This window comes from Kitasatospora sp. MAP5-34, from assembly GCF_029894335.1.
GTDB lineage: Bacteria > Actinomycetota > Actinomycetes > Streptomycetales > Streptomycetaceae > Kitasatospora.
Map to the genome: position 1 here is coordinate 26157 of NZ_JARXZC010000005.1, position 13870 is coordinate 40026.

The 13870-nt window shown below is 72.8% G+C and carries 15 protein-coding genes; 12 read left to right on the forward strand and 3 right to left on the reverse strand.

Annotated features, from left to right (window positions below):
- Positions 1-20 precede the first annotated feature (20 nt).
- From P3T29_RS06850 to P3T29_RS06880, 7 genes are all read left to right on the forward strand, one after another.
- Positions 21-884, forward strand: coding sequence for a dihydrodipicolinate synthase family protein (locus P3T29_RS06850; RefSeq protein ID WP_280715627.1), 864 nt, complete (start codon positions 21-23; stop codon positions 882-884).
- A 57-nt stretch (positions 885-941) separates the two neighbouring features.
- Entirely contained in the window at positions 942-1943 is a 1002-nt protein-coding gene (locus P3T29_RS06855) for a proline racemase family protein (RefSeq protein WP_280715405.1), read from the forward strand.
- A gap of 90 nt (positions 1944-2033) precedes the next feature.
- Positions 2034-3389, forward strand: coding sequence for an aldehyde dehydrogenase family protein (locus P3T29_RS06860; RefSeq protein ID WP_280715406.1), 1356 nt, complete (start codon positions 2034-2036; stop codon positions 3387-3389).
- A complete protein-coding gene (locus tag P3T29_RS06865; protein ID WP_280715407.1) occupies positions 3389-4432 on the forward strand; it encodes a proline racemase family protein in 1044 nt (347 codons plus the stop codon). The genes P3T29_RS06860 and P3T29_RS06865 overlap by 1 nt, the downstream gene beginning before the upstream one ends.
- Before the next feature lie 11 nt (positions 4433-4443).
- The gene (locus P3T29_RS06870) at positions 4444-5403 is read left to right on the forward strand and encodes an ornithine cyclodeaminase family protein (RefSeq protein WP_280715408.1); all 960 of its coding nucleotides are present in this window, start codon (positions 4444-4446) and stop codon (positions 5401-5403) included.
- 66 nt (positions 5404-5469) lie between these two features.
- Positions 5470-6180, forward strand: coding sequence for a GntR family transcriptional regulator (locus P3T29_RS06875; RefSeq protein WP_280715409.1), 711 nt, complete (start codon positions 5470-5472; stop codon positions 6178-6180).
- Positions 6181-6276: 96 nt separating this feature from the next.
- Positions 6277-6873 (forward strand): Uma2 family endonuclease, encoded by a 597-nt coding sequence (locus tag P3T29_RS06880; RefSeq protein WP_280715410.1) that lies wholly within the window; start codon positions 6277-6279, stop codon positions 6871-6873.
- A gap of 7 nt (positions 6874-6880) precedes the next feature.
- On the opposite strand, the gene P3T29_RS06885 is transcribed toward P3T29_RS06880, so the two are convergent.
- Together P3T29_RS06885 and P3T29_RS06890 are read right to left on the reverse strand one after the other, a co-directional pair.
- Positions 6881-7582 (reverse strand): ABC transporter ATP-binding protein, encoded by a 702-nt coding sequence (locus P3T29_RS06885; protein WP_280715411.1) that lies wholly within the window; start codon positions 7580-7582, stop codon positions 6881-6883.
- Complete coding sequence (locus P3T29_RS06890) at positions 7579-8652, reverse strand: ABC transporter permease (protein ID WP_280715412.1); 1074 nt, start codon at positions 8650-8652, stop codon at positions 7579-7581. Before P3T29_RS06890 ends, P3T29_RS06885 begins: the two co-directional genes overlap by 4 nt.
- A 205-nt stretch (positions 8653-8857) precedes the next feature.
- Here P3T29_RS06890 and P3T29_RS06895 point away from each other — a divergent pair, with 205 nt between their 5' ends.
- Positions 8858-10111, forward strand: a complete 1254-nt coding sequence (locus P3T29_RS06895) for a sensor histidine kinase (protein WP_280715413.1) — start codon at positions 8858-8860, stop codon at positions 10109-10111.
- Positions 10108-10740 carry a response regulator transcription factor gene (locus tag P3T29_RS06900; protein WP_280715414.1) on the forward strand — a complete coding sequence of 211 codons (633 nt, stop codon included), beginning with the start codon at positions 10108-10110 and terminating at the stop codon, positions 10738-10740. Before P3T29_RS06895 ends, P3T29_RS06900 begins: the two co-directional genes overlap by 4 nt.
- A 114-nt stretch (positions 10741-10854) precedes the next feature.
- Here the strand turns inward: P3T29_RS06900 and P3T29_RS06905 are convergent, their stop codons facing one another.
- Entirely contained in the window at positions 10855-11799 is a 945-nt protein-coding gene (locus P3T29_RS06905; RefSeq protein ID WP_280715415.1) for a hypothetical protein, read from the reverse strand.
- A 243-nt stretch (positions 11800-12042) separates the two neighbouring features.
- Here P3T29_RS06905 and P3T29_RS06910 point away from each other — a divergent pair, with 243 nt between their 5' ends.
- The 3 genes from P3T29_RS06910 to P3T29_RS06920 all read left to right on the forward strand — a co-directional run bounded on the left by P3T29_RS06910 (position 12043) and on the right by P3T29_RS06920 (position 13865).
- Entirely contained in the window at positions 12043-13071 is a 1029-nt protein-coding gene (locus tag P3T29_RS06910; RefSeq protein WP_280715416.1) for a nitronate monooxygenase, read from the forward strand.
- 96 nt (positions 13072-13167) lie between these two features.
- Positions 13168-13539, forward strand: coding sequence for a type II toxin-antitoxin system RelE/ParE family toxin (locus P3T29_RS06915; protein ID WP_280715417.1), 372 nt, complete (start codon positions 13168-13170; stop codon positions 13537-13539).
- Positions 13536-13865, forward strand: a complete 330-nt coding sequence (locus P3T29_RS06920; protein ID WP_280715418.1) for an XRE family transcriptional regulator — start codon at positions 13536-13538, stop codon at positions 13863-13865. Before P3T29_RS06915 ends, P3T29_RS06920 begins: the two co-directional genes overlap by 4 nt.
- Positions 13866-13870: the final 5 nt, after the last annotated feature.

Here is a 13870-nt window from a genome sequence, read left to right on the forward strand (position 1 = left end):
CCCGCCCCTGGCGCGGCATCATGGTCGCCACCACTCTGCCGCTGCGCGCCGACCTCTCGGTGGACTACGACGCCTACGCCGAGCACGTCCGCTGGCTGATCGACTCCGGCTGCGACGGCGTGGTGCCCAACGGCTCGCTCGGCGAGTACCAGACGCTCACCGCCGAGGAGCGCGCCCGGGTCGTCACCACCGCCGTCGAGGCGGCCGGGGACGGCTCGCGGGTGATGCCCGGCGTCGCCGCGTACGGCAGCGCGGAGTCCCGCCGCTGGACGGAGCAGGCCGCCGAGGCCGGGGCCGGTTCGGTCCTGCTGCTCCCGCCGAACGCCTTCCGCGCCGACCACGAGTCGGTCCGGGCCCACTACGCCGAGGTGGCCAAGGCCGGGCTGCCGATCGTCGCCTACAACAACCCGTTCGACACCAGGACCGACCTCGTCCCCGGCCTGCTTGCCCAGCTGCACCGCGACGGCTCGATCGTGGCCGTCAAGGAGTTCAGCGGCGACGTCCGCCGGGCGTACGAGATCGCCGAACTGGCCCCCGGCCTGGACCTGCTGATCGGCGCCGACGACGTACTGCTGGAGCTGGCCCTGGCCGGCGCGGTCGGCTGGGTCGCCGGGTACCCGAACGCCCTGCCGGAGGCGACCGTCAGGCTCTACCGGGCCGCCGTCTCCGGCGACCTGGAGACCGCCCTGCCGCTCTACCGGGCCCTGCACTCGCTGCTGCGCTGGGACTCCAAGACCGAGTTCGTCCAGGCCATCAAGCTCTCGATGGACATCGCCGGACGCCCCGGCGGCCCGGTCCGCGCACCGCGCGGTCCGCTCTCGCCGGAGATCGAGGCGGCCGTCCGCGCCGCCACCGAGAAGGCGATTGCCGACGGGCTCGTCTGACGTTCCGTCCGAGGCCGGCTGCGGGGGCAGCCGGCCGGCCCCCGACAAGGAGAAGATATGCGCAGCCGTCACGTCTTCCATGCCGTCGACTCGCACACCGAGGGCATGCCCACCCGGGTGATCACCGGTGGGTTCGGCGTCATTCCCGGCGCCACCATGGCCGAGCGCCGGGTGCACTTCCAGCAGCACCTGGACCACTTCCGCACCCTGCTGATGTACGAGCCGCGCGGCCACGCCGCGATGAGCGGCGCGATCCTGCAGCCGCCCACCAGGCCGGACGCCGACTTCGGCGTGCTCTTCATCGAGGTCTCCGGGCTGCTGCCGATGTGCGGCCACGGCACCATCGGGGTCGCGACCGTGCTGGTCGAGACGGGCATGGTGGAGGTGGTCGAACCGGTCACCACCGTCCGCCTGGACACCCCGGCCGGGCTGGTGACCGCCGAGGTGCACGTCGAGGGCGGCGCCGCGAAGGCGGTGACGATCCGCAACGTGCCCTCGTACTCCGTCGCCCTGGACCGCAAGATCGACGTCCCCGGCCACGGCACGGTCACCTACGACCTGGCCTACGGTGGCAACTTCTACGCGATCCTCCCGCTGGCGGACCTCGGCCTCCCGTTCGAGCGCGAGCGCAAGCAGGAGATCCTGGAGGCCGGCCTGGCCCTGATGGACGCGATCAACGCTACTGACCGCCCGGTGCACCCGGAGGACCCGTCCTTCCACAGCTGCCACCACGTCCAGCTGCTCGCCCCCGGTTCGACCGCCGAGCACTCCCGGCACGCGATGGCGATCCACCCCGGCTGGTTCGACCGCTCCCCGTGCGGCACCGGCACCTCGGCCCGGATGGCCCAGCTGCACGCCCGGGGCGAACTGGCGATCGGTCAGGACTTCGTCAACGAGTCGTTCATCGGCACCAGCTTCACCGGACGCCTGGTCGAGGAGACCACCGTCGCGGGCCACCCGGCCGTCGTCCCGACCGTCACCGGCCGCGCCTGGATCACCGGCACCGCCCAGTACTTCCTCGACCCGACCGACCCGTTCCCGTCCGGTTTCCTGCTTTAGGCAACACAGCAGCCATGGCCCCTGCTGTGGTTGCTCCGAGCGCACACAGCTTCCCGGTGCCCCGCGTATTCGATCTCCCGGAGAGTCCCAGTGACCATCGCCTCGTACAACCCCGCCGACCCGTCCGACCTCGTGGTCTCCGTCGAGAGCCCGGGCGCGGCAGGCGTCACCGCCGCCGTCGAGCGGGCCCGCGCCGCCCAGGCGGGCTGGCAGGCGGCGGGTGCGGCCTTCCGTTCCGCCGCGCTCACCCGCGCCGCCGCCGCCGTGGAGGCCCATGCCGAGGAGCTCGCCGAGCTGGCGGTCCGTGAGGTGGGCAAGCCGCTCGCGGAGGCTCGCGGCGAGGTCGCCCGTACCGTCGCGATCTGGCGTTACTACGCGCAGGCGTCGTACGCGCCGGTGGGGGCCGTGCACGAGCCGGCCGCCGGCGAGGGTCTGCTGTTGACCAGGCGGCGCCCGTACGGGGTGGCCGGGTTGATCACCCCGTGGAACTTCCCGGTGGCGATCCCGACCTGGAAGGCCGCCCCGGCGCTGGCGGTCGGCAACACGGTGGTGCTCAAGCCCGCGCTGGAGGCCACCGCCTGTGCGCTGCGGCTGGCCGAGATCGTCGGTCTGCCCGAGGGCGTCCTCACCGTCCTGCCGGGTGGTGCGGAGGAGGGGAACGCGCTGGTCTCGGCGGCCGACGTGGTCTCCTTCACCGGCTCCACCGCCGTCGGCCAGGCCGTGATCGCCACCACCACCGCGCGCGGCATCCCGGTGCAGGCGGAGATGGGCGGCCTGAACGCGGCCATCGTCCTCCCCGACGCCGACCTCGCCCAGGCGGCCGCCCAGGTCGCCGCCGCCATCGCCGGGTTCGCCGGCCAGAAGTGCACCGCCACCGGCCAGGTGATCGCGGTCGGAGCCGCGTACGAGCCGTTCGCGGAGGCGCTCGCCAAGGCGCTGGCCGCCACCGACGACACCGTCTGCGGCCCGGTCATCAGCGAGGCGGCGCGCGAGCGGCTGACCGGCGCGATCGAGTCGGCGCGTGCCGCCGGGGCGACCGTCCTGACCGGTGGCGGCAGGCCCGCCCGCTCCGGCTGGTTCATCGAACCGACCCTGGTGGCGGACGTCCCCGCCGGGCACCCGCTGCTCTCCGAGGAGTTCTTCGGCCCGGTCGCCGTGCTGCTGCGCGCCGCGGACCTCGACGAGGCGGTGGCCCTCGCCAACAGCACCCGCCACACCCTCGCCGCCTCCGTGCACACCCGTGACCTGGACTCCGCGCTGGCCGCCGCCGACCGGCTCGACGCGGGCATGATCCGCGTCAACGCCCCGTCCAGCGGCGTCGACTTCCACCTGCCGTTCGGCGGCGCGAAGGCGGCCAGCCACGGCCCGCGCGAGCAGGGCCAGGCGGCGCTGGACTTCTACACCGCGAGCCGGACCGTCACCCTGCTGCCGGCGGGCCCCCGTTGATGGGCGCGGGCGTGGTGAAGGTGATCGAGACGGTCGACTACCACACGGCGGGCGAGCCCTTCCGGATCGTCACCGTCGGCCTGCCGCCCGTCCCGGGCGACACCGTCGCCGAGCGCCGGGCTGTCCTGCTGGGCCCGGGCGCCGGCGGCACGGCCACCGACCCGCGCCCGAGCGCCCTGGACGACGTCCGGCGGCTGCTCACCCGCGAGCCGCGCGGCCACGCCGGGATGTACGGTGGTTTCGTGGTGCCGCCGGACGACAGCGAGGCGCACCTCGGCGTGCTGTTCTGGCACAAGGACGGCTACTCGACCGCCTGCGGCCACGGCACCATCGCGCTCGGCGCCTGGGCCGTGGACTCCGGCCTCGTCCCGGCCCCCGAGGACGGCGTGGCGCGGGTGCGGATCGACGTGCCGTCCGGTCGGGTGACCGCCGCCGTGCACCGCAGCGCGGGCCGCACCACCGCCGTGACGTTCCGAAACGTCCCGACCCTGGTCAGCGCCCGCAAGCTGGCCGTCCGCACCTCGCGCGGCACGGTGGCCGTCGATCTCGCGCACTCGGGCGCCTGCTACGCCTCGGTGTCCGCCGCCTCGCTCGGCCTCACCGTCACTCCCGGGAACCTGCCCGAGCTGACGGCCGTCGGCCGCGAGATCCGTGCCGCGCTGGCCGACGAGCCCGCCACCCGGCACCCGTCGGACCCCCGGCTCTCGGGCGTCTACGGCGTGATCCTGTACGAGGAACTGCCCGACACCCCGTCAGGCCCGAGCCAGCGCAACGTCACCGTCTTCGCCGACGGCCAGCTCGACCGCTCGCCCTGCGGCTCCGGCACCTCCGCCCGCCTCGCCCTGCTGGCCGCCGACGGGCGGCTCGGCCCCGGTGACGAACTCCGCCACGAGTCGGTGATCGGTACGGTGTTCACCGGGCGGCTCGCCGGGCAGCACCGGGACGGCATCGTCACCGAGGTCACCGGCGCCGCCCACCGCACGGGCGAGCACCGCTTCGTGCTGGACCCGCACGACTCGCTCGGAACGGGATTTCTGCTCTGATGCACGATCAAATGCCTGCCCAGATCCTTGCCCAGTCCGCAATCGACCTCACCCCCGCCCAGGCGGTCGAGGCGCTGGAGCGCGTCCTGCTCGACGGGCTCGACCCCGAGGCGGGCCCGCCACGATCGAACCTGGCCGTGCCGGCGGGGGAGCTGCTGCTGATGCCGGCCGCCACGACGGCGTACGCGGGCGTGAAGATCGCCGGAGTCGCCCCGGCCAACCCGGCGCGCGGACTGCCCCGGATCACCGGCAGCTACCTGCTGCTGGACGGGCCGACGCTGCAGCCGCTCGCCCTGTTCGACGGCATCGCGCTGACCTCGCTGCGCACCCCGGCGGTGACCGCCGTCGCGCTGCGCCGGCTCGCGGTGCCCGAGGCCGCGCACCTGGTGCTGTTCGGTGCGGGTCCGCAGGCGTACGGGCACCTGGACGCGCTGCTCGCCGTCCGCCCGCTGACCCGGCTCACGGTGGTCGCCCGGCGCGCGGAGCCCGCTGCCGCGCTGGTCGAGTACGCCCGCAAGCTGGGCCTGGACGCGGTCGCCGGTACGCCCGAGGCCGTGGCCGGAGCGGACCTGGTGGTGTGCTGCACCACCGCCCGTACCCCGCTCTTCGACGGGCGGGCCGTGCCCGCGCACGCGGCGGTCGCGGCCGTGGGCTCGCACGAGCCGGCGGCCCGGGAGGTGGACAGCGCGCTGGTCGCCCGGTCGGCGCTCTACGTCGAGGCGCGGTCGGCGGCGCTGCGGGAGGCCGGTGATCTGCTGATCGCCCTTGCGGATGAAAGCATTGCCGAATCCACCCCGCTTGCTAACCTGTCAGAACTGGTCAACGGCAGGGTAGTTGTGCCGACGGACCGGCCGAGGTGCTTCAAGAGCGTCGGGATGGCCTGGCAGGATCTCGCGGTGGCGGCGGCTCAGTACGAGAGGTACGGGCATTCCGGGCCCTCCGGGCATTCCGAGCTTTACACAATGCAGTGAAATGTCTCATAATCAACGTAACGTGACATTGTACAATGGTGTCCTGTAGACCCACGGAGGAACACCATGGCCGACCTCAAGCCCCGCGCCCTCATCTCGGTACAGGAGCGGCTGCGCGACCAGGTCGCCCACGCGTTGCGAGCCGCGCTGATCTCCGGTGAGCTGCGGCCGGGTGTCGTCTACTCCGCCCCGGCGCTGGCCGCCGACTTCGGCGTCTCGGCCACCCCCGTCCGGGAGGCCATGCTCGACCTGGCCCGTGAGGGCCTGGTCGAGGCCGTCCGCAACAAGGGTTTCCGGGTCACCGAGCTGACCGAGCGCGACCTCGACGACTACACCGAGATCCGCGCCCTGATCGAGGTTCCGACCGTCGGCCGGGTCACCCGGATGGCCGTCCCGGAGCGGCTGGAGGCGCTCCGCCCGCAGGCGGAGGCCATCGTCGCGGCGGCCCGCAAGCACGACCTGATCGGCTACCTGGAGGCGGACCGCAAGTTCCACCTCGACCTGCTCAGCCTGGCCGGGAACTCCCGCCTGGTCGAGACCGTCGGCGACCTGCGCAAGCGTTCCCGCCTCTACGGCCTGAACCGCCTCGACCAGCGCGGCGAGCTGGCCTCCTCCGCGGAGGAGCACCTGCAGCTCCTCGACCTGATGATCTCCGGTGACGCGGAGGCCGCCGAGCAGTGCATGGCCGAACACCTCGGCCACGTCCGCTCCCTCTGGGCCGCCGGCGCGGACAGCGCGGCCGCGGAGCCCTCGGCCCTGCGCCTCGGGGCGCGCTGACCGGGTTCCCGTTCGGGTGAATCGTGGTAGCTGGACCACACCGGGGGCGCTCGTTCTACCATGACGGCCTCGACACAGGCAGCCAGGAGGAATTCCATGTCCGCCGCAGTAGTGGAGCAGCCTCACGAGCAGCCGACGCTGCTCGAAGCCGCTGACATCATCTCCAGTCAGCTGGTTGGTCACCGGGTCGAGATCATTGGGAGTCAGATCACAGTGACGCCACCTGCCAACGGCCCGCACAGCGAGTCGCTGACGGATGTCATGGTCGCGCTTCTCGCGGCCGGCCTCCATGGCAAGACGTCGAGGGTCCTCCAGGCGATCGGCCTCTGGTTGCCGACCGGACCGTCGGACTACGCGATCCCTGACCTGGTCCTGGTTGACGGGGATTACAAGGATCACCATGTCGAGTTCAACTGCTACGCCCCTTCGGCCTTCCGGCTGGTCCTGGAGGTCACCTCCTCCAACCACAGCGACGACGTGAAGCGGAAGCCCGCCGTCTATGCGAGCGCCGGTGTGCCGGTCTACGTGATCGTGGACCGGCGGAACCGCAAGATCATGGTGCTCACGGAGCCGAGCGACGGCGAGTACCGCGTTCACGCGATCCACCACCCCGGTCAGTCGTTCACCCTGCCCGAGTCGATCGGCGCGTCGGTGGCTCTCGACGTGGATACCGTCCTCGGCTCCGAGAAGTAAGGCCGAGTCAGGCCAGCCGCCCGTCGTGCATCTCCAGCACCCGGTCGACCCGGGTGAGGAGGTCGCGGTCGTGGGTGACCATGACGGTCGCGGTCCGGTGGGTGCGGGTGATGCCGGCCAGCAGGTCGACGATCTGGGTGCCGCGTTCGTGGTCGAGGGCCGAGGTCGGCTCGTCCACCAGCAGCACCGACGGGTTCCCGAAGAGTGCCCGGGCGATGTTCACCCGCTGGCGTTCGCCGCCGGAGAGCTGGTGCGGGCGGCGGCGCTGCTTGGAGCCGTCCAGGCCGACCGAGTCGAGCAGCTGCTCGGCGCGCTCCCGGGCCGCCCGTACCTTGCCGCCCCGGACGGACTCCAGGACCAGCAGCTGTTCGACCGCCGTGAGCGAGGCCAGCAGGTTGGACTGCTGGAAGACGATGCCGAGCCGGTCGCGCCGCAGTGCCGCCCGGGCCGCGTCGCCGAGGGTGCCCGCGTCCTGACCGTCTATCAGCACCTCACCGCTGTCCGGCCGCAGCAGCGTCGCGGCCACCGCCAGCAGGCTGGACTTGCCGGAGCCGGACGGCCCGGCGACGGCGGTGAACTCGCCCGGCGCGACCTCCAGCGTCACCCGGTCGAGGGCGGTGAGCCGGTGCTCGCCGTCCGGGTAGGTGAGGGTGACGTCCCGCAGGGTGAGTCCGGTCCGGGTCTGCAGGGTCTTCAGGGCGGTGGTCATCGGTTGCCTCCCAGGGCGGCCAGCGGGTCGACAGAGGTGATACGGCGGACGGCCAGCGCCGCCCCGACGAGGCCGAGCAGCACCATGGCCGTCACCGGGACGGCCACGCTGAGCACGCTCACGTCGAAGGGCACCGAGGAGGAGGCGATCAGCCCGCCGACCGCGCCGATCACACCGCCCAGCACCGCTCCGCCGAGCAGCACGGCGGCCGCCTGCGCGAGCGCGTCCCGGACCAGGTACGAGCTGCTCGCGCCGACCGCCTTGAGCACGGCGATGTCGGGCCTGCGCTGCACCGTCCAGACCGTGAAGAACGCCCCGACCACCAGCGCGCTCACCGCGAACAGGAAGCCCTGGATCATCTGCAGACTGCCCTGCTCGGCCGAGTAGCCGTTGATCCCGGCGAGCGCGTCGTCGAGCGTGACCGTCTCCGTGCCCTGGGCGCTGTCCAGCGCGCCGAGGTCTGCGCCGGAGCCGGTGGTGAGGGCCAGCGCGGTCGGCTGGTTCTGGCCGCTCAGCTGCTCCCAGGTGGGGATGGTGGTCCACACCGTGGGGGCGTGCGAGAGGGAGCGCTCGGCGGTGATGCCGGAGACGGTGAGCGTGCTCGGGCCGACCTTCACCCGGTCGCCCGCCGACAGGTGGTAGGTCGCGGCGGTGGCACTGCCCACGACGACCTGGCCGTCCGTCGGCGCGCTGCCGGAGCCCAGTGGTGGCAGCAGCCCGGCGGGCGAGCCGACCACGCTCACCGAGGCGGCGGCGTCGTCGGCGGTGAGCCGGGTCATCGAGATCCCCAGCGGCTGCGCGGACCGGACGCCGGGCGCGGCGGCGAAGGCGGCGGTCTGGGCGGGCGAGACGGAGCTGCTGCTGAACGAGACCGTCGGCGCGGCGCCCGCCGGGGCCCCGAAGACGATCCGGTCGGCCGGCAGACCGGCGACGGTGGACGAGGCGGCCGAGGCGAGGCCGCCCGTCAGGCCGTACAGGAACACGACCAGGGTGGTTATCAAGGTGACGACCGCGCCCATCAGGGCGAAGCGCCCCTTGGCGAAGCGGATGTCACGCAGTGCGACGAACACGGCGGCCTTCCTGGTGCAGGTTGCGGGATGCGGGATGCGAGATGCGAGCTATTGGGTACTCCCTCACTCTGTCGGCGCGGACCGCCCGTTCCATCAGGAGGAGGAACGGGAAGTGACCCGTGCGGGCGATGGACCCGAGAATCCATCGAACGGTTGATGCCGCACCGGACGGACGTGCCGCCCCGGGCCCGTACCCTCGGTAGGCGTGACCAGTACCGAACCCGAGCCACCCGCGCACGCCGCGAACACGCCCGCCCTGCGGCTGATGAACCTCGCCCTGCACGGGCTGTTCTTCGCGCTGCTGGCCGTCCTGGTGGCGCGCGGGCTGGCCGACGGCACGCTCGGCGCGGCCGGGCTGGTCACGGCCGGTGTGCTGGCCGGTGTGTACGCGGCGGGCGGGGTGGTGGAGCGGGTCCGGAGCACCCGGCTCCGGGCCGGGGTCTGGCTGGCCGCCGTGGTGCTGCTCTGGATCGGGCTGACGCTGTCCCACCCCGAGTACTGCTACCTGGCCTTCCCGCTGTACTTCGTCTGCCTGCACCTGATGCCCGTGCGCTGGGCCGTCCCGGCCGTCGTCGGGCTCACCGCCGTGGTGGTCGCCGCCCAGGCGGGCACCGACGGCGGGCTGACCACCCCCAAGGTGCTCGGCCCGGTCGTGGGCGCGGCCGTCGCGCTGCTCACCGCGTACGGGTACGCCGCGCTGTACCGGGAGAGCCGGGAGCGGCAGCGGCTGATCGACGACCTGGTCCGTACGCGGGACGCGCTCGCCGCCAGCCAGCGCGAGGCCGGGGTGCTCGCCGAGCGGCAGCGGCTGGCCCGGGAGATCCACGACACCCTGGCGCAGGGGCTGTCCAGCATCGTGCTGCTCGCCCGCTCGGCCGAATCCGCGCTGCCGGCCGATCCGGCGGCCGCGAGCGAGCGGATCCGCGAGGTCGGGCAGACCGCCTCGGCCAACCTGGCCGAGGCCCGCCGGTTCGTCCAGGCGCTCACCCCGCCGGCGCTGGACGACACCACGCTCACCGAGGCGCTGCGCCGCCTGGCGGCGGCCGCCGACGCCGTCTTCCTGCTCGACGGCGAGCCCTACCCGCTGCCGGTCGAGGCGGAGGTGGCGCTGCTGCGGCTGACCCAGGAGGCGTTGGCGAACGCCGTCCGGCACGCGCGGGCCCGGCGGATCGCGGTCAGCCTGACCTATCTCGACGACGAGGTGACCTTGGACGTGTTCGACGACGGCGTTGGTTTCGACCCGCTGTCCGCCCCCTCCGACAGTGATCGCCCGACCTTCGGACTGCACGGGATGCGCGAGCGGATCGCCGCGCTCGGGGGCAGCCTCACCGTCGAGTCGGCGCCCGGTGAGGGCACGGCGGTGGCGGTCTCGCTGCCGCTGCGGGTGCCGACCGGGGCCGGGGTCGGGGTCACAGTGGGAGCTGGAGCTGGAGCTGGAGCCGGGGCGGTGGCGCGGTGATCCGGGTGCTGCTGGTGGACGACCACCCGGTGGTCCGGCGCGGGCTGCGCGCGATGGTGGACGACCTGCCCGAGCTGGAGGCCGTCGGCGAGGCGGCGGACGGCGCCGAGGCGCTGCGGGTGCTGGCCGAACTGCCGGTGAAGCCCGACGTGGTGCTGATGGACCTTCAGATGGGCACCGGCATGCACGGTGTCGAGGCCACCCGGCGGATCACCGCCCTGCCCGACCCGCCCGCCGTGCTGATCCTCACCACCTACTCCACCGACGCGGACATCCTCGCGGCCGTGGAGGCCGGCGCGACCGGGTACCTGCTCAAGGACGCCCCGCCGGAGGAGGTCGCCGTCGCCGTCCGGGCCGCCTCGCGCGGTGAGACCGTACTCGCGCCGCCCGTCGCGGCCCGCCTGCTCGGGCGGGTCCGGGCCGGCCGCCCGACGCTCTCCCCGCGCGAGACGGAGATCCTCCAGTTGCTGGCGGAGGGCCTGGCGAACCGTCAGATCTCCAAGCGGCTCTTCATCAGCGAGGCCACCGTCAAGACCCACCTGGTCCACATCTACGACAAGCTCGGCGTCGACAGCCGTACCGCCGCGATCGCCTCCGGGCTGACCAGCGGGATGATCAGACCGGCGTGAGTGTGCAGTTGTTCCAGGGGGATGCCGGTCGGGCCCGGTCGGCTGCTGCCGGACCGGGCCCGCCGTACGGCTCAGGCGTTGATCAGCTTGGACGTTGATCAGTTCAGGCGTTGATCAGCCGTGGGTGACGCACTTGTTGGCGGCGTTGGACCACAGGCCCTGCAGGTCGAAGGTGCCGGTGGTCAGCTTGACGTAGGCGTCGAGCTGGACGCAGGCGTCGCCGATCTCGCCGCCGCCGCCGTTCCAGCCGATGCTGGGCCAGGTGTCGGTGACGGTCTCGGCGTACTCGTGGGTCTCGGTGGACTCGATGCCGGAGAGCATCCGTCCGTCGGTGAAGGTGGTGCAGGCGCCGGCGCCGCTGTCCGGGATGTACGGCAGGTTGGTGTAGGCGAGCTTGCCGTAGGAGGCGGACGCGGTGAAGTCGTGCCAGGCGCAGAAGCCCGAGTTGGGGAAGCCGTCCGGGTGGGTGCCGGTGGGCGAGACGACCACGTACTGGGAGTTCAGGTTCGACGTCTGGGTGGTGTTGCCGAAGTGCCCGGCGGCGTTGGTGGCCTCGGTCGCGATGTCGGCGGCGGCCGCGTTGGTCGGGGCGGCGGTGGAGTTGTCGAACCAGACACCGGCCAGGGGGGTGCTGGTCGGGTGCTTGACGTGGATGCCCTTGGTGCCGCAGGTGACGGTGCCCTTGGCGACGCCCTCGCAGTACTGGCTGAGGATGGTGCCCCAGGTGTCCGCAGTGCCGTAGAGGCCCTTGAACATGCTCTGCATGTCGGCGGCCACCCCGGCGGGATCGGACGACCACTGCGAACCCCAGAACACCAGGTAGACCTTGGGGGTGGGGGAGACCACGCCCTGGCTGGCGCTGGAGCCCACCCGGAGGGTGTTGGTGGAGGTCGCCGCAGGCTTCAACTGCCCGGCGTGGGCCATCGGCTTGGCACCGTAGTGGGCGGCGGCCGGTGCGGCCTGGGCCTGCGCGCCGGAGGCGAGCGAGGTGGTGGCGAACGCGGCCAGGGCCAGCGCCGTGAGGGTGTGGGCGGCGGCCTTGAGCGGGCGTATACGCACGATTTCCTCCCGAGTGAGGGTGTGGGGGTGAACTGCGTGCAGTGAAACGCGAGTTACCCAATCAGCTCGGGAGGGGGGCGTCTACGGTCCGGTCGTCGTGAATCGAAGATTTTGCTGTGTCTATGCCAAATCCGCGAAGAATCGGCGGTTTTGACCTCGTCTCGGGCTTCTGCTCGGGTCTCGCGGGGGCCCGCCGTTAGGCTGGGCGGGCCGTTCGGTGAAGTGAGTGGAAAGGGAGTGCGCATGACCGTCGATCTCGCCCAACTGGCAGTGCCGGTGGTGGCTGCACCGATGGCGGGTGGGTCCTCCACCCCGCAGCTGGCGGCGGCGGTGAACAGCGCGGGCGGGCTCGGGTTCCTGGCCGCCGGGTACCGCTCGGCCGCTGCGACGGCCGAACAGATCGCCGTGCTGCGCAGCCTGACGGACCGGCCGTTCGGGGTGAACCTCTTCGTCCCGGCCGCCCCCGCCGACCCGGCGGCGGTGTCCGCCTACCGGGCCCGGCTGCTCCCGGAGGCGGAGCGCCGGGGCGTCGAGCTGCCGGTCAGCGTCGCGCCGGACCGCGACGACTGGGACGCCAAGATCGCCGCCCTGCTGGCCGACCCCGTTCCGGTGGTCTCGTACACCTTCGGCCTGCCCTCGCCCGCCGAGGCCGCCGCGTTGCGCGCTGCGGGCAGCACCCAGATCGGTACGGTGACCAGCGCCGCCGAGGCGCTGGCGGCGGTCGCGGCCGGGATGGACGCGCTCTGCGTCCAGGGGCCGGAGGCGGGCGGTCACCGCGCCACCCACCGGGCCGACGCCACCCCCGGCAGTACGCCGCTGCTCGGCCTGCTCACCGAGATCCGCCGCGTCACGGACCTGCCGCTGATCGCCGCCGGCGGGCTCGGCGACGGCCCGGCCATCGCCGCCGCGCTGCGCGCGGGGGCCGTCGCCGTGCAGCTCGGCACCGCCTACCTGCGCTCCGACGAGTCCGGCGCCTCGCCCACCCACCAGGCCGCCCTGGTGGACGGCCGGTTCACCGAGACGGTGGTCACCAAGGTCTTCACCGGCCGCCCGGCGCGTGGCCTGCGCAACGCCTTCATCGACCGCTACCAGCCGTACGCCCCGACCGCCTACCCCGAGGTCCATCACCTCACCCAGCCGCTGCGCGCCGCCGCCGCCAAACGCGCCGACACCGACGCCATGCACCTCTGGGCCGGCACCGCCCACCCCCTCACCCGCACCGGCCCGGCAGCGGACATCACCCGCGCCCTCTGGCGGGAGGCCCGGGTCTGACCGAGGGCGCGCGAAGCCGCCGCTTCCGTCCCCCGTGGGAGTGGATACGGCGGGAACCAGCCGCTACGGTATAAGGGACAACTTAATGTGGCGGGCATGTGGGAGATCACACTGCTGGCGCCGGTGGAGGAGTGGTACTTGCGGATCTGCGAGGAGGATCCCAAGACCGCCAACGGCATTCTTGAAGCGTTGGACCTGCTCGCGGAGGAAGGTCCGACGTTGGGCCGTCCTACCGTCGACCGGATCCACCGAAGCCGACTGCACAACCTGAAGGAACTGCGACCAGGTTCCGGAGGGGGTACTGAGGTGCGGCTGCTTTTCGTCTTCGACGCGGAGCGTGAGGCGATCGTCCTGGTGGCCGGTGACAAGTCCGGGCGTTGGTCGCAGTGGTACGAGGAGTCCATCCCTCTGGCGGAGGCGCGTTTCGCGGACTACGTCGAGGAGCAGCGGAAGGGGCATGGCGCATGAAGGGACGGAGCTGGACCGAGGTGCGGGCGGAGGCGATGAGGCGCTTCCCGGCGCTGGCCACGCCCGAGGCCGAGGCTGACCGCGCTCGAATTCGCCAGGAGACCCTGGCCCGTATCCGGGGCCACGAGCTGGCCGAGCTGCGGCGGGTAGCCGGACTGACGCAGCGTGAGGTGGCCGAGCTGCTCGGGGTCAGCCAGGCGCGGGTGTCGCAGATCGAGCACGGTCAGGTGGACAGCCTCGACAATCTGCGGGCGTATGCCGCCGCGATCGGCGGCGAGGTCGATGTGACGGTCCGGCGCGGCGATCGGACGATCAAGGTCGCCTGAGGGTG

Bases quoted from the DNA above. Each gene is read 5' to 3' on its own strand.
- P3T29_RS06850 (WP_280715627.1), top strand. From the start codon at position 21: ATGGTCGCCACCACTCTGCCGCTGCGCGCCGACCTCTCGGTGGACTAC.
- P3T29_RS06855 (WP_280715405.1), top strand. From the start codon at position 942: ATGCGCAGCCGTCACGTCTTCCATGCCGTCGACTCGCACACCGAGGGC.
- P3T29_RS06865 (WP_280715407.1), top strand. From the start codon at position 3,389: ATGGGCGCGGGCGTGGTGAAGGTGATCGAGACGGTCGACTACCACACG.
- P3T29_RS06870 (WP_280715408.1), top strand. From the start codon at position 4,444: ATGCCTGCCCAGATCCTTGCCCAGTCCGCAATCGACCTCACCCCCGCC.
- P3T29_RS06875 (WP_280715409.1), top strand. From the start codon at position 5,470: ATGGCCGACCTCAAGCCCCGCGCCCTCATCTCGGTACAGGAGCGGCTG.
- P3T29_RS06880 (WP_280715410.1), top strand. From the start codon at position 6,277: ATGTCCGCCGCAGTAGTGGAGCAGCCTCACGAGCAGCCGACGCTGCTC.
- P3T29_RS06885 (WP_280715411.1), bottom strand. From the start codon at position 7,582: ATGACCACCGCCCTGAAGACCCTGCAGACCCGGACCGGACTCACCCTG.
- P3T29_RS06910 (WP_280715416.1), top strand. From the start codon at position 12,043: ATGACCGTCGATCTCGCCCAACTGGCAGTGCCGGTGGTGGCTGCACCG.
- P3T29_RS06915 (WP_280715417.1), top strand. From the start codon at position 13,168: ATGTGGGAGATCACACTGCTGGCGCCGGTGGAGGAGTGGTACTTGCGG.
- P3T29_RS06920 (WP_280715418.1), top strand. From the start codon at position 13,536: ATGAAGGGACGGAGCTGGACCGAGGTGCGGGCGGAGGCGATGAGGCGC.